We start from the raw sequence: 23,832 nt of genomic DNA, 5'->3' as shown, positions 1-23,832 counted from the left end.
GGGATCACTTCCTTTGCCATACACCTTTGTTGGAAATAAGGGCTGCCGCTTAGGCAGCCCTTATTAATGCGAGATATTACGAGAAGTCTTGCATAAAGATTTTTAGCAAGAGATTAGGGGCAGGAAAATTAATCGCAAGCACTCGTTTCGAGCTGAGGCGGGAAGAAATCAGACGGGAACGGAGTTAAAGTGGTGTCGAAGAAGGTAATGCATGGATTGAGCGGGCCGCTTGGGAACTCTTCGCACACCGGTGGCTCTGGGCAGAAACCAAAGGCCGGAACGAGAAGCTGTACTAAGCCGGTGACCTTGGTGACTACGAAGCTTCCGATGGCAATTTCGATTGTTGTGGCGGTAAAGGTTGGGGTTGTTAAAAGTTCTGTGCGGGTTTCGATGCGCAAATTGAGATCGAATTCGGGACGAGTCGGTGGGAAGTAGAGGATGATATCTTTAGTGATATCAGGTAAGTTCCCGGTTAAGGTCACAAGGGCGCCTATCGCATCGCGCAAAGTTAAAGTATACGGGATTTGAATAGTAAACTGCACTCTGGAGAAGTTCGGACGCGAAGGAATCGGAGTAATGACGATGCTTCCTGGCACAATCAAGCCATTGGTGAAGGTCATGCTGACAAAGGTGAATGGTCCGGGAGCGGTGGGGAGATTAACAGTGAAGGCCGGGAAGCATTCTCTTTGCTGGCAGCTGGCGTACACTTTTTCCACGATGATGCAGACAGACTCGGTGATTTCCTCAAGCTGGTAAGGATCCGTAAGATCAATTGGTTCACCCGGTGAGAGGGCTGAGCCGACTCTTCCCACTGTAACTCCCCGCGGCGGGAAAGCAGTTGGGAGCGCGGCGACAACTGTATTGGTGCTCGTATTGATAATACTCAGGGAGCTGTCCCCTTCATTGGCCACCCAAACTTGCGTGCCATCGCCTGTTACATCCAGCCCGCGTGGTCCCAAACCGACAGGGACTGTAGTGATGACGCCAAGTGTTGTAGTAGAGATTACACTGACACTGTTGGAGCCGAAGTTTGTGACATAGACATATACGGGATTGACCGGATTGGCGGCGATCTTGAGCGGATTGGTCCCTACCGGGATAGTTGCCAGAAGAGTGTTGGTAGCAGTGTTGAAAACGCTGACATTGTCACTTCCGCTGTTGACAACGAAGAGTTTAGTGTTATCTAGGCTGGTTACCAGTCCGTTAGGAGCTGTTCCTGTCGGGATTGTGGCAATAACGGTGTTGGTCGTGGGGTTAATCACGGAGACGGTATTACTGCCGCTGTTACTGACGTATACCAGGCTTCCGTCCCGGTTGACCGTAGCGTCTATGGGACCTGTGCCTACTGAAATTGTTGCCACCACGGTGTCAGTAGGGATGCTTATGACTGAAACAGTTCCGCTTCCTGAGTTAGTAACATAGGCTGTGGTACTGGTTGGATCAATCGCTACTGCTGTCGGAGCAACTCCAACCGGAATTGTCGCCAGAACTCGGTTTGTTGCCGTACAAATGACGGAGACCGTGTTACTGCCGAAGTTGGGAACATAGACCTTGGTACCATCCGGCGTGCGTTTTGGGAAGTAAGGTGCAACACCAACTGGGATGGTAGCGATCAACTCGTCGCTATATACATTGTAGATAGCGACAGCGTTGTCGAGGGTTACCCAGGCGTGGGTCTCGAATAACATTTGCGTACTCCCCCCTTAGGATAGAAAAATCGTTATGAAATTGCGGAACTTTCATCGTATCATATTCAATTTGAGATAAGGGTGTTACACAGCTATTCTCCTTTTGTCAGGAGGGTTGCCTGAATACAGCGACTCATTATTAAGGCGCGTTCCCGCCAATCGTTAGCTTGAGCGTAAGCGCATCGTTCGCTTTGTTCGGAATCCCCCTGCAGGGCAATTTGCCGCAAGCGCTGTGAGAACCGATGGGGATCGCTCTCCAGATGAATCTTAGGTACAGTCAGAAGTTCCGGGAGAGGAGTGCCTACAACAGGGAGACCCGTGGCGTAATACTCATAAAGCTTAATAGGGTTGCATCCTTTGGTCATATCGGAAAGGCGAAACGGGATGAGCCCCAGGGAGAATTGCCGGAGATAGGCCGGAAGCTGGGCATATGATTTAAGTCCAAGGTACTTGACATTCGGCAGGACTAACGGAAACTTTTTGAGCTGAAAGAGCGTGCCGATAAATACGAACTGTAAATCATGATTCTCCCGCAGCGCAAACTGGATCAAGTCCCAATTCAGCCAGGGAGCCACAGCGCCACTGTACCCAATGAGCGGTTTTTTGTGCGGAAGGTCAACGGGTTTAGGCAGGCGGGAAGCTGCAAAATGCGCATAATCAACACCGTTAGGAACGAGATGGGCATTGGGATGCAAAGAGGAGAGGTTTTCATAAATGCTTTTGGCACTGGCGAAGATAAGATGGGCTTGCTGCAGAATAGACGGATAATAGGGTGCCCAACTGGCAAATTCTTCCTTTGGCTCATCCACAGCATCATAGATAAGAAGATCGGGGGCATATTGCTCGATGAGGTTAATGTGGGAAGGTACAGTCAACCAGAGAATACGGGGCCGGGGATGCGGGACTGTTAGAGCGGAGACTCCCTGACAGAGGGACAAGGTGGGGGAAAGTGTCTGAATGGTGGGTTTGGGGAAGTGCCCCAGATCCTCGTATAGAACGGTATACCCAATGGCCGCCAACTGGCGCATGATTTGCTGAGGACGCTGAAACATCCAGTTCCAAGGGATTGAGGGAGGATATATAATAGTTGGCATTTCTTACCTCCTCATTAGGCAAAATCCCACGGTGTTTTTGCCCGCTGATATAGGATATGTTTTTCCGGTTGAAAAGGAAAATGAACAAGAAGGTTATTATTGAATAAAATGAATTAAGTTCCCGGCAGAGGAATCCTTGCTTATAACAAAGTAAATAACCACAAAACGCGGAGGCACGCTCTTTGAATATTTTGTCTTTAACCAATGAATTTGAAGAAGAAATGTACGGCGGAGCCGGTACTGCTGTGACAGGAATGCTGTATATGCTGGATCGTCAGGGAGTAAAGCAAACGGTAGTTGTCCCGCGCAGTGACTGGAGCACTTCCCGGTGGATCCTGAAGGGGCAGCAGCTAAGAATGCTCGGCATTCCCCGTAATGCCCGTTATTTCGGTCGCCTGGGGATGATTAATATTGATACGGTTCTCTCCGAATTTCCTGAATTAAAACAGCCTTACGATCTGATTCATATCCATGCCATTAATTTTACTCCTTTGGCTTATACCCTTGCCAATGCCCGGCTTCCAATTCTTTATTCGGTGTATTCTTTTATGCGCCGGGAGCTGGGAGAGAGCGCAGATGCGGATTTGCAGGCCCAATTCAGGATTCAGGACGACCTCCTGTTGCGCAGTCAGAAAATCCATCTGCTTAGTCAAAGCGAAAAACACTACTTTGCAAGCAGATATTCCCAGTCCTTGTCTAAAGCGGAGGTTTTGCCTTTGGGGATATCTCATCCCCGACAATCCTGGCACAAAGGAAATTCCAACAGGTTTTTGTATGCGGGAAGACTTGTGGAGTACAAAGGAATTGAGGACTTGATCAAGGCAGTATTCCTGGCTAAGCAAGGGGGACGGCAGGTTTATCTCGACATTATGGGCAGAGGGGATGATTATTACGAACAACACTTGCAAGTGCTTGTCCGCACGCTGAAGCTTGGTCATAACATCCGGTTTCTGGGCTGGAAAAAAGCCGGGGCGGAAGTAACACAGTCAATGGTAGGGGCACTGGCCCTTGTTGTTCCGAGTTGGCGCGAAGCGTTTGGCCTGACCGCCCTGGAGGGCATGGCTGCAGGTGTTCCCTTGATTGTTTCCTGGGTCGACGGCCTGGCCGAACTGGCTGATTCCTCCTGCGCCCTTACCTTTGAGGCAGGGAATGTACAAAAGCTGGCCCAGGCTTTAGGCACCGCCCTGGAAAAGCCGGATCTTTTGCCTATGTTGGCCCAAAAAGCAAGGGCCCGGGCTTTAAGCTTTGAATGGGGGAATTTGGCTCCGAGGTACCTTCATGCCTACAGGCAGGTAATTCAATTGAAGAGATAGCAGCCAGGGGGAGAATTCCATAGGGATATAGTGACAATTTCCGGAGGGAGATGAAAGGCTTGAACTGGGAGCAGAAGAGAGTTTTGATTACAGGTGCCGGCGGCTTTATCGGCAGCCACCTGACTGAGGCCTTGGTAAAATCAGGGGCCAGAGTACGGGTTTTTATCCGTTATAATTCCAGGAACGGCCAGGGGAACCTGGAGGATTTGGAACAGGCGCTGGTAGATAATGTGGAAATAATTGCCGGGGATCTCAGGGATGCTGAGGCTATCGACCGGGCGGTGGCGGGTTGCGATCTGGTCTTTCATCTGGGCGCCTTGGTCGGTATTCCGTATTCCTATAAAAACCCCCGTGAGGTTGTCGAGACCAATATCCTGGGCACTCTTAACGTTCTGACGGCGGCGCGGGAACATGAAGTCAGCCGGGTTGTCCACACTTCCACCAGTGAAGTATACGGCTCGGCCCGTTATGTGCCGATCAATGAGGCCCACCCTCTGCAGGGGCAATCGCCCTATTCTGCCAGCAAGATCGGGGCCGACAAGCTTGCCGAAAGTTTCTATGCTTCTTTTGAGCTTCCCGTTGTGACGATAAGGCCGTTTAACAGCTACGGACCCAGGCAATCTGCCCGGGCTGTTATACCCGCAATGATTACCCAGGCTCTGACTGCTAATGAAATTCGCTTAGGAAATACGGAAGCACTCCGTGATTTCACCTTTGTCACGGATACAGCGGCTGCTTTCCTGGCCGCTGCCGAGGCTGAAAAAGTACTGGGGCAGGTAATCAATGTTGGTTCAGGGCGGGAAATTTCTATCAGGGAACTAGCCAAGATCATTGTGCGAACTGTTAACAGTCCGGCTAGAACCGTAATTGACCAGGAACGGCTGCGACCGTCCCGAAGTGAAGTTACCCGTCTTTTGGCCGACAATCGTTTAGCCCAACAGCTATTGAACTGGGAACTCCAGGTAACGCTTGAGGAAGGGATAAAACGTACGGCTGCTTGGATTGCCAGTCATCTCAATCATTTTCAGGTGGGCAAATACCAGATCTAGTGCAGCAGGGATAAAGAAGGAGAATCGAATGCAAGTAGTTATTTTGGCGGGAGGAAGAGGTTCGCGTCTTGACCCCTTTACCAGAATTTTGCCCAAACCGCTTTTCCCGATCGGAAATGAGCCGCTGGCGTCAATTTTAGTGCGGCAACTCCGGGGTGCGGGTGCAGAAGAAATTGTGATGAGTTTAGGGTATTTATCCCAGTTGATCATCGCTTATTTTCAGGATGGCAGCCGGTTCGGCTTACCGGTGCGTTATGTGGTGGAAGGAAGCCCGTTAGGAACGGCCGGGTCCTTAAAAACGATAGAGAATTTGGCCGAGGATTTTTTGGTAGTAAACGGAGACGAACTGACTACGCTAAATTTTCGGGCATTATATGACCACCATATGATGACGGATGCGGACATGACCATTGCCGTGCAAAAAAAAGCAGTCCCTTCTTCGTTAGGGGTCTTGGATATTCAAGACGGGCAAGTGGTTGCCTATCGGGAAAAACCCACCCTTAACTTTTGGGTGAGCATGGGTATTTATGTTTTAAGTAAACCGGTGGTTCAGCTGATTCCGGATGGTAGAAAGTTTGATATGCCGGAGTTGGTTCAAAATCTTCTGCAGGAGCAAGCCCGCATCGTGAGTTACGAGTGCGATGATCTTTGGTTTGATATAGGTACGATGGAAGACCTGGAGAAAGCGAGAAAAGTGTTTGGCAGTTCAATAGAAGGGATCTGAGGAGTATGGCCAAAATACTGGTTACCGGGAGTAAAGGAACGCTGGGTTCGCGTTTGGCAGAAGTGCTGCAAACACGCGGACATGAAGTGTGGGAAGTGGATTTGCAGCATCATAAAGAGGAGCGTTACCTGCGGGCGGATATTGGCGAGTACCGTCAACTGGAACGTGTTTTTGAGCAGAATTACGATTATGTCTTTCACTTGGCGGCAGAATTTGGCCGGATCAACGGGGAAGAATACTATGACACGCTCTGGAAAACAAACGTGATCGGAACGCGCCATATTCTCGAATGGCAGCTAAAAAAGGGATTCAAGCTGGTGTTTATGAGTTCTTCGGAAATCTATGGTGAAGCAACGGAACCGGTGTTGACAGAAGACCTTCCTTTACAAAGAACAATTATTCAGCATAACGACTACGCCCTAACCAAATGGGTTAACGAAGTACAGATTATGAACTTTGAAAAGAAGCACCAATCTCCGATCGTAAGGCTGAGGCTGTTTAATGCCTATGGGCCTGGCGAGTATTACCATCCTTACAGAAGTGTGGTTTGTTTATTTGTTTACAGAGTCCTGCAAGGGATCCCTTATGATGTCTTTGAAGGATATTCCCGTGTTTTTATGTATGTGGACGATTTAATTCCCACGATAGCCAATGCAGTCGATGCTTTTAAGCCGGGTGAGGTTTACAACGTGGGGGGAATTGAATATCGCAGTGTTAAAGAGCTGAGCGATTTAGTGCTGAAGTATACCGGGGGAGATCCTAAACTTGTAAGGTATTTGCCTGAGGATAAGCACAATACCGTGAGTAAAAGGCCGGATATTCGCAAAGCAGTTGCCGACCTGGGGCATAATCCCCGGGTGCTTTTGGAGGAGGGAGTGCCGAAAACCGTGGAGTGGATGAAGAAAGTATATGGAATATAACTTTCGGGGGGCATAGGTCCAACTGCCCCCAGAGCTGGCCGCACCGGATTCCTTGGCTGTGCAAGGAAAACTGGTGCGGCTGTTATGATGATTGGGTTATTTCGGCAATTTGGTCAGAGCATAATCGGCGAGCAGGTTAAACATTTCGTTGTTGTGAATAAGGGCCAGTTGGCGCAGTCCGTAAATTCCATACTGTTTGATAAGACCCTGCAGGTTCTTGGCAAAATCCTCCTGGATATTGTCCAGAAAAACCCGCTGAGCCATGGAGATGTGGTAGACCCTGGATTTTAAATATGCTTTTGGCCGCCAATTATTTCTGGTGCCCATATAGTAACGGTAGCTTAAGAGCAGGGAATCATCCTCATAACTCTGTTTGCCTGTGAGCAGCCTAGTGGCATACCCTCCGACCGCCTGCAGGGCCTCTGCTTTGTGGATAACAGGGTGAGCAAATCCTTCACATGTTTCATCTTTGGTCAGTTTAGGCAGGAGTTCAAGTACATTTTCGTAACCGACCGGCACTTCAAGCGATTTAACCCCCTTTTTTTCCGGATGAAGTTCGCCGTAGACAGTGAGAATTCCGGGCGCAAGCATGGGTTCGTCACTGTGTTCCAGGAAGTCGATCACCGTGTCGGCCCAGTCTTTGGTAAAGATCATGTCGACATGAATTTCCGAGATGTATTTGGCTTCCGGGATATTTCCCCAAATATATTCGAAACAAGCTTGCCGGGCGGCGGGTATCCCTATATTCACCCCACTGCCCAGGATCACGTGCTTAATCGGAAACCGGATTAAGAATTCTTCCAACTCTTCATTGGATAAATATCCTTGATTATAAAGCACAAGCGTAGCAGCACTGTGGCCGGCTGCCAGGCTCTTCAGGCATTCCTCGGCCATTTTCAGGTCTGAACTGTTTAATAGCAGAAAAGGCAGGGTGTGCACAAGTGCCAGCATCAGGATCCCTTCCCTTTAATTGATTTTAACTCCTTTGGAGTATAACAAATAACCGCCAAGGAGATTGAATACTTCTTTTCGCCCGGATTCGGATAAGCTTTGCAAATATAAGCTCATGGCGTTTTTCACATTGCTGCCGCCCGGAATAAACTCCAAAAAGTCTAAAGAATTAAGATGGACAATGGAATACTCTTCTTTTAATTGAAAACCTGAATTCCGGAATACATCTTTCATTGAAGATACGGGATATTCCTTGCCGTATATCCAGGAACCGTTTTGTTCGGCAATCCATTTGCCGAGTGTATAGAAAATGCTTTTGGCATAGGGGTTAAATGTATGAAACTCCGGACTTATCCGGGCCAATTCCTTGGTAATGGCTAATTGTTCATCTTCTAGGAAGTGTTCCATCACCCCGGCGTTCCAGACCAGGTCAAATTCATTGTCCGCGAAGGGCAGGGGTTCTCTTAAGTCGGCCTTGATATATTTTGCAGGCAGCTGATACTTGGCGAAGAGGGTTTGCGCCGCTTCCAGCGCTTTATCCGAATAATCCAACAAACTAACTTCAGCCCCCTCAAGGGCCAGCTTTAGGGAAATCCGGCCCGAGCCGGAGCCTGCCTCCAGAATTTTCTTGCCCCTAAGCGCTTTAACTTCTTGCTTGATTGTATGGTAAATTTGCTCGGATAGAGGATCCCATTCCGAAATGGGATTTTGCCAGATTTTATCCCATAATGCAGCTGAAGCGTCAGGGATTGCCTTAGGAGTATCAGCCTGGGGTTGTCTGGAACTTTCTCCTAAGCCTTCTTCCCAAAGGATTAAATGTGGCTGCGGGTTGAGAATGGATTCGTACTGTTCCCGGATGCCATAGATGGCACCAGGATCAAGTCGTTGGTAGCGCTTGTATTTGGCTAAGCGATCTTCCGGTTTCAGCCAGCCCAGGTGTTTGATTCTTAGTTGACTGGTTTCTCCTGGGAGTTCATAGATGTTTTTGGGCAGGCGCCCGCAGTGCTGGGGGGTCTCCTGCCACAGGTAGTTAAAGCCCGGAACGTATCTTACCATAAAGGGACGATATACTTTATGGGCGCTCCAATAGGTGTCTTCACGGTAAGAATTTTCAGCCCACATGTCATATAAACGGAAAGAATAATGGTAGATGTCAGAGTGTGCGGCTAACTCCCTTAAGACAGCTGGTGCTTTGTCTTCAAAGACTTCGTCAGCATCTAAAAGCAGAATCCAATCGGGTCCGGTTGCCGCGGCCATTTCCCACAACTGTTTCCGGAGTATGATTTCGTTGTGAAATCCCGGTTCAGGGTTGGATACAAGGGTTAAAGGGACATCTTGGAGAATGGTTTGACAGATTTCTACCGTATTGTCATCGCTGGCATCGTCCAGGATCACGGCTGCATCGATGTACTGGACAGCGTGTTTCAGGACACTCTCAAGGTACCTGTCAGACTCGTTACTTACTAGCATAGCGAGGGTAATACGTCTTCCTTTTTCCGCTGTGATGCATTTTTGCCTTTTATATTCTTGAAGATCCTGCAGTTCGGATTCCCGGTAAATGTGAAAAGGAGGATAATGGGTGTCGGCATAAAGCTCCAAGCCCAGGGCGGCAGCCCGGATGCAAAAATGCCGGTCTTCCCCCATAAGGTTAAGATTATAAATTTCCCTAAAGGCTACTCCCAGTGCCAGAGCCCTTCTGCTGATTAAAGTGCATGCTCCTAGCATCCCTACTTTATAAGTTCCGGGTTTGGCCAGCATGTGCAGGAATTCAGCCGTCCGTTTGTTGCCTTCCTCATTGCTGACGTCCTCCCCTCTTTGAGTATGGTACAGTTGATACTGGTCAGTGACCCAAACTTGGGGGAGAGGGATCTGGCCTGGCTGCCACTTGGTCCAGAAAACTTCGGAGACGATGTCTTTACCCAAGGAGATCAGGTGGTTCAGGGTTGGAGGTTGCAGGTAGAGATCGGAATCGACAAGGAAAAGGTAATCATACCCTTCTTCAAGAGCAAGCTTAATGAACTGATCCTTATAGGCAGCGACCTTCCACATCAGGCCTTCCTGCCAGTAATGCCTGGTTTCGTTACAATAATAGGGATTCTCGGGGTTGCCGGGAAAAATACGGGCATTCTCCTTGTTAGAGGAGAATTTAAGGAGCAGATCGTGTTCGTTATTGTCATCGATAAAGGCAAAATCCAGAGTCAATCCGGAGGTGTCCAGCAGCTCCAGTGACTGGAAAAACTCGGCCAGAATAGACTCTTTTTGGCGGACGGGGCTTGCTACCAGAACCCGGTGTTCCATTGGTACACTCCTTCTTTAAGCAGTGATTTGTGATTATGAAATTGCACATTCGTATGATAAGCTACTACGAAGCGGACGCTATTTTCAGAACCCCTTCCAGGTATTTTTTATTGTGCAGGACTTGGGGATCATCCGGGCGGAAGGTACGGGCGATTTCATTGTGTTTGTAGGCTAACTCATGTTGGCCTAAATGGTCATAGCAAACACACAGCTGGATGTGAGGGAGCCAGGTCCAGGCGGCATGGCTGGTTGGGCCCCAGTTGTCCACAGGCTTTTCTAATTCTGTGGCAAGTCTATACCAGAAAGCAGCCTGTTTGAATTTGCTCTGTTGCAGGTAATGAAAACCCAGGCGGCAGCAGAACTCGGCCCGGGGAGTATCGTATTCGAACGACTGGAAGATATATTTTAGCATGTTTTCCTGGTTGCCAAGAAAGTGAAAGCAGTCTGCGAGCCTGCTGCAGGCTGATATTTGGTCTTCAACCCAGCCCTGATTAGTTGCCAGGAATTTTTCATAAAACTCGACCGCCTGTTCGTATTGTTTATGATCCAGGAGTTCGTTGGCAAAATAATAGAGATCGCGTGGGGAGAAGGTTTCACCGCGGGCCAGGCGTTTCTCATAAATGTGAAGATTGCGGTCAAAGTCGTCATGTCGTGTACCTTTATGGGTTACAGCGATATCACTGTTCAGAACATGCCCGCTTACCTCCAGGTATTCATGCACCGCCCCATACCACCGGAAGTTTCTGGCGCGTTTGAGGAGGCGGTTGCGGCGCAGGCTGAAGGTTAAATTCCCAAACTCATCAAAGGCCAGATGGTAAGGCATGTTGACGGCATCCATTAATGGGTTGAGTTTTTTTTTCAGGGCCAGGAATTGCTGCCGGTCCTGTTCCAATAGAACGTCGTCGGCGTCGAGCCAGAGGATATATTCCATGGTGGCCAGGCTGAAAGCGTAGTTGCGGGCCGCTGCGAAATCATCGATCCACGTAAAGTCATAGACCTTATCTGTGTATGAGCCGACGATTTCTTTGGTCCGGTCGGTTGAACCGGTGTCGACAATAATGAGCTCATCGGGAATATCCTGGACAGAGTCCAGGCAGCGGGCAATGGCTTCCTCTTCATTTCTGACAATCATGCACAGGCTGATGGTTATTTTTTCAGGCTCCATTGGTTTGTCACCTCAATGATAGTTTTCAAGGGTACAGCCCTTTGGCTCGGCCAAAGGGCTGTACCAACTTTGATGCTAGTCTAATCTGTGGATATTAATGGAAGCGTTAGCGGTTAGGCCTGTGCCGCCTAATCCGGTAGGAATTCCCACGGATACTGGGACACCGAGTACACTGGAGAACTCGTTTCTTATGGTTGCCGTAGCACCTGTTGCAGCACTGATGATCGCTTGCCCGACGTTTAAGCCAAGGTCCCTACCATATCTGGCTCCGGTTACGGATGCTCCGCCTAAGGTCAGGACAAATTGGCCGGGGCCGGTGGCGCCGATATCAAAAGTAACCAGGTAATCTCCGCCGCTAGTGAGTGTAATAATCGAGTCTCCGGCAGTATGGGCAATCCCGTTCAGCACCCCGTTGCTGTCAAAAGTGACGTCACTTCCTGGAGCTACAGTTTGGGCACTTGTGTTGTACACGTACCCATAAGCGGCTGATACTGCTCCAGTGGGTCCAGTCGCGCCTGTGGGTCCAGTAGCACCAGTGGGTCCGGTAGCACCAGTGGGTCCGGTAGATCCAGTGGGTCCAGTAGCACCCGTGGGTCCGGTAGAGCCAGTGGGTCCAGTAGCACCAGTGGGTCCGGTAGAGCCAGTGGGTCCAGTAGCACCAGTGGGTCCGGTAGCACCAGTGGGTCCGGTAGATCCAGTGGGTCCAGTAGCACCAGTGGGTCCGGTAGCACCAGTGGGTCCGGTAGATCCAGTGGGTCCAGTAGCACCAGTGGGTCCGGTAGCACCAGTGGGTCCGGTAGATCCAGTGGGTCCAGTAGCACCCGTGGGTCCGGTAGAGCCAGTGGGTCCAGTAGCACCAGTGGGTCCGGTAGAGCCAGTGGGTCCAGTAGCACCCGTGGGTCCGGTAGAGCCAGTGGGTCCAGTAGCACCCGTGGGTCCAGTAGCACCAGTGGGTCCGGTAGAGCCAGTGGGTCCAGTAGCACCAGTGGGTCCGGTAGAGCCAGTGGGTCCAGTAGCACCCGTGGGTCCGGTAGAGCCAGTGGGTCCAGTAGCACCCGTGGGTCCGGTAGAGCCAGTGGGTCCGGTAGAGCCTGTGGGTCCGGTAGAGCCAGTGAGTCCAGTAGCACCCGTGGGTCCGGTAGAGCCTGTGGGTCCAGTAGCACCCGTGGGTCCGGTTGCGCCGGTGGGTCCAGTCGGTCCGATTATTCCTGCGGGGCCGATGGTGCCGAGTTCGGCCGGTAAGACGCGGTGGGCCGTGGTTAAATTGCCGGTCGCGTTTTTCCCCCAGGCGGAGATTTCGACTGTGTCTGAGCTGGGTGTAAACTGAAACTCGAATGCATCAAATTGAGCATAGTAGTTTTTGGTTACAACTTCGCCCGCGGCCATGGTGATGAATTCTTCGACATATTGGGTCTTGGCTGTACCGCTGACGAAGAATCCTTTAACCAGGATCGTGTTTATAACGGTGTCATCATTGGTGATTCGGACAACCAACTCCGTGGTTGGTCTAACCCCCGATACCGGGGTGTTTTCAATGAGTCCTGTGGTTAACTGAGCCATTTATTCACCTCCAACTAGGGTAATCCTTTGTCTTTTTTAAACACTGCCTAGCTGAATAAGTTCAGCTCTGCCACTACTGCGCGCTGGGCGGGAGTCAAATTGCCTGCCGCATCTTTCCCCCAGGCGGAGATTTCGACCGTGTCCGAGCTGGTTGTAAACTGAAACTCGAACGCATCAAATTGCGCATAATAGTTTCTGCTTACGACTTCGCCCGCGGCCATAGTGATGAATTCTTGAACATATTGGGTCTTGGCAGTCCCGCTGACATAGTAACCTTTTACGAAAACGGTGTTTGTTGCGGTGTCATCGTTGGTGATTCTGACAATCAAATTAGTACTGGGTCTTACACCCGACACCGCCGTATTTTCAAGGAGTCCGGTGGTTAACTGAGCCATTGACTCACCTCCAAACAGCGTTAATACAGTATACGAACTTTGTCCAAGTTAGGTGACAAACAGTGGGATATTTTTAGGGTTTAAGGGACAGCAGGAGAGCTTCGACTTGATCAGCGGTACGCTTCCAAGTCCAGGATTGGGCGTGATGAAGACCGGTGACAGCCAAACGCTGCCGCTCCTGATCATTGTTTAACAGACGGTACATGGCAGAGGTAAGTTGATTTACATCTTTAGGTGGCACAACCAGGCAGTTTGTTCCGTGCTTGGCGTAATCACGGATTCCGCCGCAATCTGTCGTCACCACGGCTGTCCCGCAGGCCATAGCTTCGAGAGGGGGCAAGCCGAAGGCTTCAAAGGACGATGCATAGACAAACAGGTCAGCCTGAGCATAATGCCGGGCCATCTCAATATCGGTATCCGCTGTTTTGATTAAACAAGGAACTGGACTTTGGAATGCTATTTTCTCCGTAACGACAACATAAATGTCAAAGTTGGGATACAATTTTTTTAGCCGCCTGCTGGCTTCGAAGAAGTCCTCTGCTCCTTTCCAGGTGTAGCCATGGGGTACGGAACGTACAATGTAGAAGATAGTTTTGCTGCCGGTTTTACCGGATAGCTTCGCATAGGGATGAAAAACAGAGGTATCTACACCCGGTGAGACGACGGTGCTGTTCAGTCCGGTATGATTAAACAGGATCTGACGATGCCATTGGGAGATGGTAATGATGGGAGCTCCGATTAAATAAGTTTGTTTGGCAAAGTCGGCCTCCTTAACCCAGAGAGGCTCGTAAGCAAGGCTAAGACGGACAACTTGGCCTTTTTTAGACTCCCAGGCAGGATGTACGGTTGTGAAAAAATTAGGTAGGATAAAATCACAGGAGGGTATGGCGGAAGGAGTTAATGCTTTGACCCGGGTTATTTTGGCGCGTACGGGCCAGGAAATGACGTTGTTTTCAGGTATTACAATTTCTATCTGGTGTCCTTTATCCAGCAGGGCGTTAGCTAACTGATAGATAAAACGTGCTCCCCCTCCGGTTTCCAGACTGATGACGGGGAATACGATTTTCATGCTGCGCTTGCCTCCTCGTACGAAGAGTTAAAGTTCTTAAAATTACTGGTTTAGTTTATGCACTCTTAACCAACTTCGTGAAATTAAGGTGCACCTTGACAATATGCCGGAATATTATATATTGGACAAAATGTTAGAAAGGATGTTACTTGGTGGCAGTGTCTTCAGTACAGCATACAGATTTTTTGGCGGCTATCAATAAGTTGCTGGAAGGCTCTTCCGTGCTCCTGGATATTGGCTGCGGGACAGGGATAACATTAAGTAGGCTATTATGTCCGATTAAAGTCGGAGTTGATGTTCACCGCCCGTACCTGGAGAAGCGCCAGCACTCTGACGGGTTTATTCCGGTTCATTCAGACGCTTGCGGGCTTAGCGGGATATTCCTGCCCAAGTCGTTTGACAGCGTTACGCTGATCGATGTGATTGAACATTTCGAAAAGGATGTGGCGCTGTCTGTTTTAAATCAAGCAGAGAAGCTTGCCATCAGGAATGTGATTGTTTTTACACCCCGGGGCTTTTTCGCGCAGGATAAGGTAGACCCGTTTAATCTGGGGGGAGAAATCTATCAAGAGCACCGTTCGGGCTGGGAAATTGATGATTTTACCCGGCTTGGCTACGAAGTAATTGTTTTTGAGCAATTTCACCATGAGGATAATACTTCTTTCGTCCGCAGCTATGGGGAAGGGGCGTCTCCTATTGATGCGCTTCTTGCCTGGAAGAACTGTGATTCATTAGGGGGAAGGATAAATGCAAATGCCTAATGTCAGTGTGGTTATTCCCACGTACAATCATGCCCGGTATCTCCATTCTGCCCTGAACAGTGTAATTGGGCAGAGTTATCCCAATCTGGAGGTACTCGTGATTGACGATGGCTCTACCGATGATACCGTTGCAGTAGTAAAACCCTACCGATCTAACATTAAGTATATTTATAAAGAAAACGGGGGAACAGCCAGTGCCTTAAACCTCGGGTTATCCCGGGCAACCGGTAAATACATTTGCTGGTTAAGTGCGGATGATGTTTTTCTGGAGCATAAGGTTGCCAAACAGGTGGCTTTGATGGAGAGCAATCCGAGTCTGGGTTTTAGCTACACCAGCTTTGAGGTGATTGACGGCGAAGGAAAGAAACAATATGATGTGCATTCTCCCTATTTCCCAGACAAGCAAGAACTGGTGAGGAAGCTTATGGAAGGCTGCTTTATTAACGGCTCTTCCGTAATAATGAGGCGGTCAGCGCTGGAGAGCACCGGGTATTTTGACGAGAGTCTGCCCCAAGCCCATGATTTTGATTTGTGGCTGCGTCTGCTCCGCCAATATGCCTGTGGATTTTTAGACGAAATTCTCCTGGCTTATCGCTGGCATGGGCAAAACATGAGCCGGATCTCAGACGAGGTCAGTATTCAAAGCGTAAGAGAAAGAGCCAAACGGCTTTTTCCAGAGTGGTTACAATAAGAAATCTTTCAGGCATTGATTTGCTGTCGAAATAGCTGACAATGGAGGATTGATAATGAATAAATAAGATAATTGTCGATTCCAGGACGAGTTGGTGTCACGTGAACTCCGAGTCCCATATCATATACTGATAAGATGGGGAAGGATGGGTGGCACAGGATGCACATTTGTGTTGTCGGACTTGGTAAAATTGGCTTTAATCTATTAAAATATCTTTTAGATCAGTTCTCAGGGGAGGTTACCGGAGTAGATGTTGATGAAGAGAAGATTAAGAAATTGCAGGAACTGGGTTATAATGTAACCTCGGACTATAAAATGTTGACAACGGTTGATACATGGTTGCTGACACCGTCAACCGGAAAGAGCGGGGAGCATTTATTTGCTGCATTGGAGGAAATGTTAATTCAACCCCAATCCTTAATTTCTATAGAGTCGACCTTGCCGCCGGGGACGATGGAAAGGATACGGGATTATCTGGAACAGAAAGGATTTAACCTCGGATTGGATCTGTTTCTAATTCATGTTCCTCACCGGGTGATGTTCGGCGAAGACAGAACTGTCTGTGATACACCGCGTGTTATGGGGGCATTCACCCAAGCTTGCCTTGAAAAGGGACGGCAGTTTTACCAGCGGCTGGTTCCCGGCTTGGTCGAGGTTTCGGATGTAAGGGTTGCCGAACTCAGTAAAGTGGTGGAAAATGTTAAACGTTTTGTCGATATAGCATTTGCTGAAGAAATATACCGGTATTGTGTCAACGAAGGGATTGAGTTTCAGGAACTCAGACTGGCTGTCAACAGCAAACAGAATGTAGAATTGCTTGCCACGGACTGGGGAATCGGGGGGGAATGTTTGCCCAAAGATATGAACTTTTTACGAGCGGTTTTTGGGTCTCCTTTGCTGCATGGAGCAGAGCTGAGCGACTGGGCGTACCGGGAAGAGATTATTCAGAGAGTTGGCAGTGGCCGCAGGGTTTTGCTGAAGGGCATAAGCTATAAGCCCGGGGTAAAAGACCTTGAGCACAGCCGGGCTGTCGATGTAGTCAGGAGACTGCAGGAGCGCGGAAATATAGTTATGGTGGAAGATCATCTTTTTGTGGAGGAAGAGCTTGTTGCGGAGGGGTTTCAGCCACTGAAGCCAGGCAGTGAAAGTGATGAACAAAAGGATTATGCTGTCTTGAGCCAGACGCCGGAAGTTATTCTGGAGCGTCACAAGGCACTCGAGCCCATTGTGCCTGAGTTTTAAGGTATATGCTTTATCCATGAGAAAAACATAACTCCTGTCCCTTATTTGCAGGGGCAGGAGTCATGCTATATTTAGTAATCTTGTAATATTATTTTGGATACAGAGAGAGTATTGAAGGTTCACTATTCTTGCAGAAACTCCTGCACATAGATATTGCCGAAAGCAGTGCCGTACACAATGCCCACACCAATATGGGTGAGCCTGGGGTCGAGGATATTGGCGCGGTGGCCGGGGCTCTTCATGAAGGCCGCCATAGCGCCTGCCACCGAATTATTGCCGGCAATGTTTTCCGCAGCCCAGCGCACGTTTAAGCCCACTGCCTGCATCATGGCAAACGGACTGCCGTAGGTCGGAGAAATATGATTAAAATAATCGTTGTCTTTCATATCATTGGCTTTAGCCACCGCTACGGACACCAGTCTGTAATCCACTGCCAGAGGTTTTAAGCCCGCAGCAGCCCGCTTATGGTTGACCATGTCGACCATGAGTTGTTCGTCAGCAGACAGGGATGTGACAGAAAGAATGGGGGGATAGCCCTGGATTGGAGTTGTGTCCGGTACGGAAGGAGCAGCCGTCTGGTTGCTAGCGGGAGACGTAGGCGCACTCTGCTTCAAGATACCCTTGAGAGAGAGCACACTGCTGCCTGTGTTAGTTGGTCCGTTTGGAACTTGCCCCGGAGAACTTGGGGTACTGGGCGGAGCTTGGGCCGGTGTTGGTGTAGGCGCAGGTACAGGAGATATTGAGGCGATCGGGGTGTTTGGGGCTACACCCACCGGTTGAGTGGAAACAGGCACATAAGAACGAAGGCTGACCACCGATCCGGAAGAGGGGGTAGGAGCTGGTGCATAGGAAAGCAGGCTAACGACTGATCCGGGCTGAGAGTTTGGAGTTCCAGCATATACAGCGGCTTGGGCCGGAAAGGCAAAGGCTAGGGTTAACAAAGATATTTGGATTTCCATCAAAAGTTTCGTAATCTTCTTCATATGAGCACTCCTTTTTAGACTTATAGAATAGATAGAACTTGTGTTTTTTGGGACAAGCTCAGTTTAACATTTATTCCATTCCTAAGTATAGCGGTAGATCATACCAATTGCCTTAAATCAAGCGCGAGCAGCCGATCGGATGCTGCCTGTGTGATGCCGAAGTAAGAAAGCGGACACAACTGTGGTTCCCTTGGCTTGTGAATAAATAATCTTGATTGGGAGGCAAAATAAGCAGGAAACTTTAAGGTGAGTGAAGAATATATAATACCAGACAGAATATTCAGATAACTTTTGTTTATAGTGATTATTCTCTATCTGGAGGATATTAAAGGAGGGATTTAGAATGCCAAAGTTTCCGATCGTATATGGTGTAGCCGGGGGGATACTTCTGGCCTTTCTCTTCATTAAGTTTATCCTGCCGGATAGTAATCTTCTTTTACTTCTAGGTTGTTTTATGCTGGCGATGGGGACATTGGTCGCTCTTTTTGAAATGAAGGATATGTCCACCTGCCCAACCGGAGATAAAAACGAGGGCGTACCCAGCCAACCTCAGCAGGCAGGCGGAAGGGGCTAGGTTCCAGTGCAAAGCACATTCCGGTTATGCAAAGGACTTTTTCAGACGGCACTAGATAGTGTCATAGATATCTACATGAATTCCTCCGGTTAACCCCGGGGGAAATTTTTTTTAGATATATAGGAAGCTTACTCCAAGGCAATTTTCCTAAAGAGCGTAAAAGGGGTATAATCTCATCTTTGACAGTTAAAGATTACAAAAAGCTTGGAAACGTTGTACCCACGGCACTTCCAAGCTTTTTTGCGATTTAAAAAAGTGAGTAATATTTTCTATCCTTTTGTCGCACGAAAAATATTTTTCATCTGTTTATTTTTTATTATCTCGTAGTCAGTTCTGAAGCCAAAAGTTCCATGTAAGGCATCGGTAAAATCGGTTCTCGTATAAACGGGTATATATCCCTCATCCTTGACCTTGTAGAAATTCATGTCCCTTAGCCCGTTAATGATCTCACTGCAGGTAAATTTACTATTCAGTTTCTTTTCCAGTAATCGGTAGATAATAAGCGAAATGAAGCAGGTAGTAAAATGGGCCTTAATTCTATCTTCGCGACTCAAATATACGGGTCGCGCTCTGAATTCGCTTTTCATAATCCGGAAGCATTCTTCAATCTCCCAGCGCTGTTGATTAATCCGGATAATCTCCTGCGCACAGCCTTCAAGGTTCGTGCAAACGGCATAAAATCCATCATAGACCTCTTCGGCAGAAATAGATTCGGTGTTTAGTGCATAAATTTCATTGCTTGCTACTTCGCCGTCAGATGTGCAACTGGTTTTCTTGATGAAGCGTTTATAGTCATTCTGATTATTCTTTGAGATTTTGGTGGGATTAGTATCGATTACCTTTTGAGCGCGTTCGATTTGCGAGTTGCGAATTTGACGTTGGTAATTTTTGTACTTAACGGAATAAGTGACAATGAGCTTTTGTTCCAGATCACCTTCTTTAATCCAGCGTTCTTTGTAAAAGTATTTGTCCCAGCAGCTTTCTTCATCAAGTTTAGTGATATCGTAAGTTTTATCATGATCCGTAAGATGCCAACCCTCTGGATCGAGTGCCCATTCCCTTAAATGTTTTTTCAGTTTTTTAATCGATTGGGTTGTGATAAATGCTCGCTGGCCCTCGTCGTTAAATTTTCTATTCCTCACGGAAGCCAGGCCGGCGTCCGTGCAAACAACAAATTTAGAAAGTTTAAAATCGGTAAGAATTTTTTCTTCCAGAGGTTTAAGTGTTACTTGCTCATTAGTATTGCCACTATTTAAGCTAAAAGCAAGGGGAATGCCGTCCCCATCCATGAACAGACCCATTTGAATGATGGGGTTAGGCCGGTGTTCTTTTGAGGCACCATACTGTTTAAGGCCGTCCTCCTGTTCGATCTCAAAGAAATAATTAGTGCAGTCATAATAGAGGATGCTTGTATTTCTTTTAGAGATCCTAAGACTGTTGTGGTAAAGAGAAGACTGTATAAAATCCATTTCCTTAGAAATGACCTCAAGCGCCCTATAAACATGCTGTAGTTCAAAACCGGGTTGCTCAATGAACCTTGAGGAATGCAGATATGTAGAGAGCTTGGAGGAAGGGAAAAGGATCCGTCCGTATAGGAGCCGTGACAAAATAGCATTCAGATCAAAGGAAAACTTATGTCTTTTTGATATCTCAGCAGAAACCTTATGGAGATTAAGTTCATGATAGACCTGCTGCAGAAAAAGATAACCGCCGTTAAACAGGTGCTGATGGTCTTTAGAAATTACTTTAGAAGGTGAATATTTGACTATGATTTCACGCGACTGCTCTTTTTCTTTTTTATTAAGCTCCTCGATGTATGACTTGGCCCATTCAATGGGGTCATGCCCATTTAGTTTCTTTTGTAACTCGGCAATCGTACCTAACTTCTCAACAACTTTAGTAGAACGCCTACCGTTCTCATAAACAGATTGTATGACATAAAGCGAGATGGCATTTTTGGACTTTGATACGCTCAGCCTCATGATAAGGGATCCCTCCAATCCCTTACATTATACCACATTACGCAACATTACGCACTACTATCCAGGACAAATTTGACAGATTATCAATAAAAAAAGCCCTGTTTTCAAGGCTTGTAGGGATTTCTCTTTTAATGCAAGTGTCAAAGACCCGAGTGCAAAGCACATTCCGGTTATGCAAAGGACTTTTTCAGACGGCACTAGATAGTGTCATAGATATCTACATGAATTCCTCCGGTTAACCCCGGGGGAAATTTTTTTTAGATATATAGGAAGCTTACTCCAAGGCAATTTTCCTAAAGAGCGTAAAAGGGGTATAATGATATGAAGTTAATTCCGTACATAGGAAAGGATGTACTTGAAAAATGCGGAAACGGATGCTGCTGGTGTTTGCCCATCCTGATGATGAATCGTTTGCGATGGGTGGCACGATTGCGAAAGCCGCTTCTGAAGGAATAGAAGTTGTGCTTTTTACCGCCACGCGCGGGGAAGAAGGGAAAACTGCCGGGCTTTGCCGCCCAGAAGAGCTTGGGAGTGTGCGGGAACAGGAACTTAGGCGGGCGGCAGAGATCCTGGGGATTTCCAGGATAGAGTTCCTGGATTACCGGGATAAAGATGTAGCAACAGCTCCGCCCATGGAAATCCTTACTAAGCTCGTGCGTATTCTTAGACAAGTGAGACCCCAGGTTGTGGTAACATTCGGGGCAGATGGAGCTTCGGGCCATCGGGACCATCGCGCGATTCATTACTGGACTAAAACCGCGGTTTATCTCGCGGGACAGAACATTGCCCCCAACTGGGGGGAGAAATATATCCTCCCCCGCTTATTATATGTACAGTCTTGGAACCGCGCTGAACAAGGTCGGCAGCGTATTGACTTTACAGTGCCTATGTCCGCCTGGGCCGAACGCAAATGGCAGGCTGTCTGTGCCCACAAAACGCAAGTGTTTTCGCGGGAGCGTTTTGAAAAAATGCCTTCTCAGCATAAAGAACGCTATTTTAGTAAGGAAATTTTCAGGTGTGACCGGGAACTGAGCCAAAACCCCGGGCAGGGGAAGGATCTGTTTACGGGTTTGAAAGGATGATAGCGTGGCAGCAAGGGTTGCACTTAAGTATTGTCCTGATTACACAGCGAATGTCGAAGAAGCCCTGCGGGCAGGGCTGGAAGAATGGGGCGGGATGCCTGCGTTTGTGAAACCGGGGCAAAAAGTTCTATTAAAAGTTAATCTTTTGATGAAAAAAAAGCCGGAAGAAGCGGTAACCACCCATCCGTCGGTGGTAGAGGCAGTGGTGCACCTGGTGCAGGAGGCAGGCGGAGTTCCCATTATTGGGGATAGTCCGGGTGGACCGTATACCGTCCATGCTTTGCACGCTATTTATGCCCGTTCGGGCCTCCAGGAAGTGGCGGAGCGTACAGGGGCTCTGTTAAATGAAGATGTGGGGCAGACCGTAGTCTCTCATCCGCAAGGGAAAATTGTTAAAAGCTTAACCGTGACTAAGAGTGTAACAGATGTCGATGTCGTGATTACTCTTTCTAAATTAAAGACGCATGGCATGATGACGTTTACCGGGGCTGTTAAGATTCTGTTCGGCGTAATTCCCGGTCTTCTCAAAGCTGAGTACCATTTGAAAATGCGGGATATCATGGATTTCGCGCGCCTTTTACTGGATATTGCCGAATGGGTGAAGCCGTCTTTAAGCATTATGGACGGCGTTATCGGGATGGAAGGGAACGGGCCATCGGCCGGCCGGCCGCGCAATATCGGAGCTTTACTGGTAAGCACTGATCCCTTTGCGCTCGATGTGGTTGCGGCCGATCTGGTTGGCCTTAAACCGGAAAAAGTACCGACAATTCTGGCGGCGCGGGAGCGGGGGCTGGTAAGCAGGCTGGGAGAGATTGAACTCAAAGGGGATGACAGATCCCTTTGGCGGATTAAAGACTTTTCTTTGCCTAAGTCTGTATCGGTAAATTTTCTGGATATGGTTCCTTTGCCTGTGAGTGTCCGCAACTTTGTACTTGACCGCTTGCGTCCGCACCCTCTGTTTCAGCATGAGCAATGTGTTGGCTGTCGCGACTGTGTAAACAGTTGTCCGCCGCAAGCCTTAAGCATGAATGATCAGGGGCGACCGGTCGTTGATCTGGATGCGTGTATCCGCTGCTTTTGCTGTCAGGAACTGTGCCCGCGCCAGGCGGTAGAGATTGTGCGACCATGGCTGGGGCGGAGAATCTTAAAGTAGATCAGATAAACCCGGGTGGCGATCTCACGCTGGCAGGAGAAAGTGTAATAAATTAGGACGATAAAAAACGCTTTGAGAAAGAGGTGAGTGTGATGAGTGGAATATTAACGGTGGATGTGGGGTCAGGAACCCAGGATATCCTGGTCTATCAAGCTGGACGCAACCTTGAGAATTGTCCGAAGCTCGTGGTGCCGAGCAGAACTCAGATCGTGGCTAGGGAAATTAGCAAGGTTACGGCCAAGGGGCAGGATGTTTTTCTCTACGGGCATTTAATGGGAGGCGGTGCCTGTGGTGTGGCCTTAAGGAAGCATTTGGCTGCTGGGCTTAAGGCTTATGCGACCAAAGAATCAGCGTTCACTTTCCATGACAACCTGGAAAATGTAGAACGCATGGGGGTTAAGCTTGTGGCCGAAGCCCCGCCGCAGGCAGTCCAAGTGTGGCTGGGAGATATTGATGTTGAGTCTCTGAGCCAAGCTTTAGGGGCTTTTGGCGAGGAATTGCCGCAGCAGTTTGCGGTGGCTGTCCAGGACCACGGCTTTACCGAGACGGAGAGCAACCGCACCCTGCGTTTCCGTCTGTGGCAGGAGTTTGTGCTCCGGGGCGGGTTGTTGGAGGAATTAATTTTTAAAAACGAAATTCCTGAAGTCTATACCCGTATGCGGGCAGTAAGGGCGATTGTCCCGAATTCTGTGGTTGCTGACACTGGCACTGCCGCTTTGCTCGGGATTATGTCAGATCCGGTGGTAAAACCTTACTTAGAGAATGGGATAATCGCTGTCAACATGGGGAATTCTCATACGTTGGCAGCGGCAATCAAAGGGGAGCGGGTGTACGGGATTTTCGAGCAGCACACAGGAGTGCTCGACCTCGCCTCCCTCAGTTCTTTAGTGAAACGCTTACAGATGGCAGAGATTACGAATGCGGAAGTGTTTGACCAAGGAGGGCACGGAGCAGCCTTGCACCCGGAAATGGGACCTGGCTGGGACTTCGTGGCTGTCACGGGGCCGCGCCGGGTTATGGCTAAGCCTTTGGGGTGGTATGAAGCAGCCCCTTATGGGGACATGATGTTAACAGGGTGTTTTGGGCTCTTGGCCGGGCTAGGGGTGCTTTAATCGAAGCACGAAGCAAATTATTAGAG

The 23,832-nt window shown here is 48.7% G+C and carries 21 protein-coding genes; 11 read left to right on the top strand and 10 right to left on the bottom strand.

The window, feature by feature from the left end; all coding sequences use genetic code 11:
- Positions 1 to 128: 128 nt before the first annotated feature.
- Together ACYQ2N_RS07180 and ACYQ2N_RS07175 are read right to left on the bottom strand one after the other, a co-directional pair.
- Positions 129 to 1,688 (bottom strand): YncE family protein, encoded by a 1,560-nt coding sequence (locus tag ACYQ2N_RS07180; RefSeq protein ID WP_459998471.1) that lies wholly within the window; start codon positions 1,686 to 1,688, stop codon positions 129 to 131.
- A gap of 92 nt (positions 1,689 to 1,780) precedes the next feature.
- On the bottom strand, positions 1,781 to 2,782 hold the full coding sequence (locus ACYQ2N_RS07175) for a glycosyltransferase (RefSeq protein ID WP_459998470.1): 1,002 nt from the start codon (positions 2,780 to 2,782) through the stop codon (positions 1,781 to 1,783).
- A 182-nt stretch (positions 2,783 to 2,964) separates the two neighbouring features.
- On the opposite strand from ACYQ2N_RS07175, the gene ACYQ2N_RS07170 reads away from it, so the two are divergent.
- From ACYQ2N_RS07170 to ACYQ2N_RS07155, 4 genes are read left to right on the top strand one after another with little or no spacing between them, the layout of a single operon-like run.
- Positions 2,965 to 4,095 (top strand): glycosyltransferase family 4 protein, encoded by a 1,131-nt coding sequence (locus ACYQ2N_RS07170; protein WP_459998468.1) that lies wholly within the window; start codon positions 2,965 to 2,967, stop codon positions 4,093 to 4,095.
- 50 nt (positions 4,096 to 4,145) lie between these two features.
- Positions 4,146 to 5,144 carry an SDR family NAD(P)-dependent oxidoreductase gene (locus tag ACYQ2N_RS07165; protein ID WP_459998467.1) on the top strand — a complete coding sequence of 333 codons (999 nt, stop codon included), beginning with the start codon at positions 4,146 to 4,148 and terminating at the stop codon, positions 5,142 to 5,144.
- 28 nt (positions 5,145 to 5,172) lie between these two features.
- Complete coding sequence (locus ACYQ2N_RS07160; protein ID WP_459998465.1) at positions 5,173 to 5,868, top strand: sugar phosphate nucleotidyltransferase; 696 nt, start codon at positions 5,173 to 5,175, stop codon at positions 5,866 to 5,868.
- 5 nt (positions 5,869 to 5,873) lie between these two features.
- Complete coding sequence (locus tag ACYQ2N_RS07155; protein ID WP_459998464.1) at positions 5,874 to 6,788, top strand: NAD-dependent epimerase/dehydratase family protein; 915 nt, start codon at positions 5,874 to 5,876, stop codon at positions 6,786 to 6,788.
- Positions 6,789 to 6,884: 96 nt separating this feature from the next.
- On the opposite strand, the gene ACYQ2N_RS07150 is transcribed toward ACYQ2N_RS07155, so the two are convergent.
- The 6 genes from ACYQ2N_RS07150 to ACYQ2N_RS07125 form a co-directional block, all read right to left on the bottom strand.
- The gene (locus tag ACYQ2N_RS07150) at positions 6,885 to 7,739 is read right to left on the bottom strand and encodes a hypothetical protein (RefSeq protein ID WP_459998463.1); all 855 of its coding nucleotides are present in this window, start codon (positions 7,737 to 7,739) and stop codon (positions 6,885 to 6,887) included.
- A gap of 15 nt (positions 7,740 to 7,754) precedes the next feature.
- Positions 7,755 to 10,037 carry a methyltransferase domain-containing protein gene (locus ACYQ2N_RS07145; protein ID WP_459998462.1) on the bottom strand — a complete coding sequence of 761 codons (2,283 nt, stop codon included), beginning with the start codon at positions 10,035 to 10,037 and terminating at the stop codon, positions 7,755 to 7,757.
- A 64-nt stretch (positions 10,038 to 10,101) separates the two neighbouring features.
- Positions 10,102 to 11,202 carry a tetratricopeptide repeat-containing glycosyltransferase family 2 protein gene (locus ACYQ2N_RS07140; RefSeq protein WP_459998460.1) on the bottom strand — a complete coding sequence of 367 codons (1,101 nt, stop codon included), beginning with the start codon at positions 11,200 to 11,202 and terminating at the stop codon, positions 10,102 to 10,104.
- 75 nt (positions 11,203 to 11,277) lie between these two features.
- The gene (locus ACYQ2N_RS07135) at positions 11,278 to 12,762 is read right to left on the bottom strand and encodes a collagen-like domain-containing protein (RefSeq protein ID WP_459998458.1); all 1,485 of its coding nucleotides are present in this window, start codon (positions 12,760 to 12,762) and stop codon (positions 11,278 to 11,280) included.
- Positions 12,763 to 12,809: 47 nt separating this feature from the next.
- The gene (locus ACYQ2N_RS07130; RefSeq protein WP_459998457.1) at positions 12,810 to 13,157 is read right to left on the bottom strand and encodes a hypothetical protein; all 348 of its coding nucleotides are present in this window, start codon (positions 13,155 to 13,157) and stop codon (positions 12,810 to 12,812) included.
- Between the two features lie 73 nt (positions 13,158 to 13,230).
- Positions 13,231 to 14,226, bottom strand: a complete 996-nt coding sequence (locus ACYQ2N_RS07125; protein WP_459998456.1) for a glycosyltransferase family 4 protein — start codon at positions 14,224 to 14,226, stop codon at positions 13,231 to 13,233.
- A 152-nt stretch (positions 14,227 to 14,378) separates the two neighbouring features.
- Between ACYQ2N_RS07125 and ACYQ2N_RS07120 the strand changes: the two genes are divergently transcribed.
- The 3 genes from ACYQ2N_RS07120 (at position 14,379) to ACYQ2N_RS07110 (ending at position 16,920) form a co-directional block, all read left to right on the top strand.
- Positions 14,379 to 14,987 carry a methyltransferase gene (locus ACYQ2N_RS07120; protein ID WP_459998455.1) on the top strand — a complete coding sequence of 203 codons (609 nt, stop codon included), beginning with the start codon at positions 14,379 to 14,381 and terminating at the stop codon, positions 14,985 to 14,987.
- The gene (locus ACYQ2N_RS07115) at positions 14,974 to 15,678 is read left to right on the top strand and encodes a glycosyltransferase (RefSeq protein WP_459998454.1); all 705 of its coding nucleotides are present in this window, start codon (positions 14,974 to 14,976) and stop codon (positions 15,676 to 15,678) included. Before ACYQ2N_RS07120 ends, ACYQ2N_RS07115 begins: the two co-directional genes overlap by 14 nt.
- A 159-nt stretch (positions 15,679 to 15,837) precedes the next feature.
- Positions 15,838 to 16,920, top strand: a complete 1,083-nt coding sequence (locus ACYQ2N_RS07110) for an NAD-binding protein (RefSeq protein WP_459998453.1) — start codon at positions 15,838 to 15,840, stop codon at positions 16,918 to 16,920.
- A 122-nt stretch (positions 16,921 to 17,042) separates the two neighbouring features.
- Here ACYQ2N_RS07110 and ACYQ2N_RS07105 read toward each other — a convergent pair whose 3' ends face one another.
- Positions 17,043 to 17,903 (bottom strand): CAP domain-containing protein, encoded by an 861-nt coding sequence (locus ACYQ2N_RS07105; protein WP_459998452.1) that lies wholly within the window; start codon positions 17,901 to 17,903, stop codon positions 17,043 to 17,045.
- A 343-nt stretch (positions 17,904 to 18,246) separates the two neighbouring features.
- Between ACYQ2N_RS07105 and ACYQ2N_RS07100 the strand changes: the two genes are divergently transcribed.
- Complete coding sequence (locus ACYQ2N_RS07100) at positions 18,247 to 18,477, top strand: hypothetical protein (protein WP_459998451.1); 231 nt, start codon at positions 18,247 to 18,249, stop codon at positions 18,475 to 18,477.
- Positions 18,478 to 18,746: 269 nt separating this feature from the next.
- On the opposite strand, the gene ACYQ2N_RS07095 is transcribed toward ACYQ2N_RS07100, so the two are convergent.
- Positions 18,747 to 20,459, bottom strand: a complete 1,713-nt coding sequence (locus ACYQ2N_RS07095; protein WP_459997420.1) for an IS1634 family transposase — start codon at positions 20,457 to 20,459, stop codon at positions 18,747 to 18,749.
- A gap of 362 nt (positions 20,460 to 20,821) precedes the next feature.
- Here ACYQ2N_RS07095 and ACYQ2N_RS07090 point away from each other — a divergent pair, with 362 nt between their 5' ends.
- The 3 genes from ACYQ2N_RS07090 (at position 20,822) to ACYQ2N_RS07080 (ending at position 23,806) form a co-directional block, all read left to right on the top strand.
- A complete protein-coding gene (locus ACYQ2N_RS07090; RefSeq protein ID WP_459998450.1) occupies positions 20,822 to 21,541 on the top strand; it encodes a PIG-L deacetylase family protein in 720 nt (239 codons plus the stop codon).
- A gap of 4 nt (positions 21,542 to 21,545) precedes the next feature.
- Positions 21,546 to 22,694, top strand: a complete 1,149-nt coding sequence (locus ACYQ2N_RS07085) for a DUF362 domain-containing protein (RefSeq protein ID WP_459998448.1) — start codon at positions 21,546 to 21,548, stop codon at positions 22,692 to 22,694.
- 92 nt (positions 22,695 to 22,786) lie between these two features.
- The gene (locus ACYQ2N_RS07080; RefSeq protein ID WP_459998447.1) at positions 22,787 to 23,806 is read left to right on the top strand and encodes a DUF1786 domain-containing protein; all 1,020 of its coding nucleotides are present in this window, start codon (positions 22,787 to 22,789) and stop codon (positions 23,804 to 23,806) included.
- The last annotated feature ends 26 nt before the right edge of the window (positions 23,807 to 23,832 follow it).

The organism is Paradesulfitobacterium aromaticivorans (assembly GCF_054657415.1).
This window is presented reverse-complemented; position numbering and strand designations above follow the sequence as displayed.

Excerpts from the sequence above, each read along its gene's own strand:
- ACYQ2N_RS07135 (WP_459998458.1), bottom strand. The coding sequence starts at position 12,762 with ATGGCTCAGTTAACCACAGGACTCATTGAAAACACCCCGGTATCGGGG.
- ACYQ2N_RS07160 (WP_459998465.1), top strand. The coding sequence starts at position 5,173 with ATGCAAGTAGTTATTTTGGCGGGAGGAAGAGGTTCGCGTCTTGACCCC.
- ACYQ2N_RS07180 (WP_459998471.1), bottom strand. The coding sequence starts at position 1,688 with ATGTTATTCGAGACCCACGCCTGGGTAACCCTCGACAACGCTGTCGCT.
- ACYQ2N_RS07150 (WP_459998463.1), bottom strand. The coding sequence starts at position 7,739 with ATGCTGGCACTTGTGCACACCCTGCCTTTTCTGCTATTAAACAGTTCA.
- ACYQ2N_RS07105 (WP_459998452.1), bottom strand. The coding sequence starts at position 17,903 with ATGAAGAAGATTACGAAACTTTTGATGGAAATCCAAATATCTTTGTTA.
- ACYQ2N_RS07145 (WP_459998462.1), bottom strand. The coding sequence starts at position 10,037 with ATGGAACACCGGGTTCTGGTAGCAAGCCCCGTCCGCCAAAAAGAGTCT.
- ACYQ2N_RS07095 (WP_459997420.1), bottom strand. The coding sequence starts at position 20,459 with ATGAGGCTGAGCGTATCAAAGTCCAAAAATGCCATCTCGCTTTATGTC.
- ACYQ2N_RS07090 (WP_459998450.1), top strand. The coding sequence starts at position 20,822 with ATGCGGAAACGGATGCTGCTGGTGTTTGCCCATCCTGATGATGAATCG.
- ACYQ2N_RS07140 (WP_459998460.1), bottom strand. The coding sequence starts at position 11,202 with ATGGAGCCTGAAAAAATAACCATCAGCCTGTGCATGATTGTCAGAAAT.
- ACYQ2N_RS07175 (WP_459998470.1), bottom strand. The coding sequence starts at position 2,782 with ATGCCAACTATTATATATCCTCCCTCAATCCCTTGGAACTGGATGTTT.
- ACYQ2N_RS07115 (WP_459998454.1), top strand. The coding sequence starts at position 14,974 with ATGCAAATGCCTAATGTCAGTGTGGTTATTCCCACGTACAATCATGCC.
- ACYQ2N_RS07080 (WP_459998447.1), top strand. The coding sequence starts at position 22,787 with ATGAGTGGAATATTAACGGTGGATGTGGGGTCAGGAACCCAGGATATC.
- ACYQ2N_RS07130 (WP_459998457.1), bottom strand. The coding sequence starts at position 13,157 with ATGGCTCAGTTAACCACCGGACTCCTTGAAAATACGGCGGTGTCGGGT.
- ACYQ2N_RS07100 (WP_459998451.1), top strand. The coding sequence starts at position 18,247 with ATGCCAAAGTTTCCGATCGTATATGGTGTAGCCGGGGGGATACTTCTG.
- ACYQ2N_RS07125 (WP_459998456.1), bottom strand. The coding sequence starts at position 14,226 with ATGAAAATCGTATTCCCCGTCATCAGTCTGGAAACCGGAGGGGGAGCA.
- ACYQ2N_RS07110 (WP_459998453.1), top strand. The coding sequence starts at position 15,838 with ATGCACATTTGTGTTGTCGGACTTGGTAAAATTGGCTTTAATCTATTA.
- ACYQ2N_RS07155 (WP_459998464.1), top strand. The coding sequence starts at position 5,874 with ATGGCCAAAATACTGGTTACCGGGAGTAAAGGAACGCTGGGTTCGCGT.
- ACYQ2N_RS07165 (WP_459998467.1), top strand. The coding sequence starts at position 4,146 with ATGAAAGGCTTGAACTGGGAGCAGAAGAGAGTTTTGATTACAGGTGCC.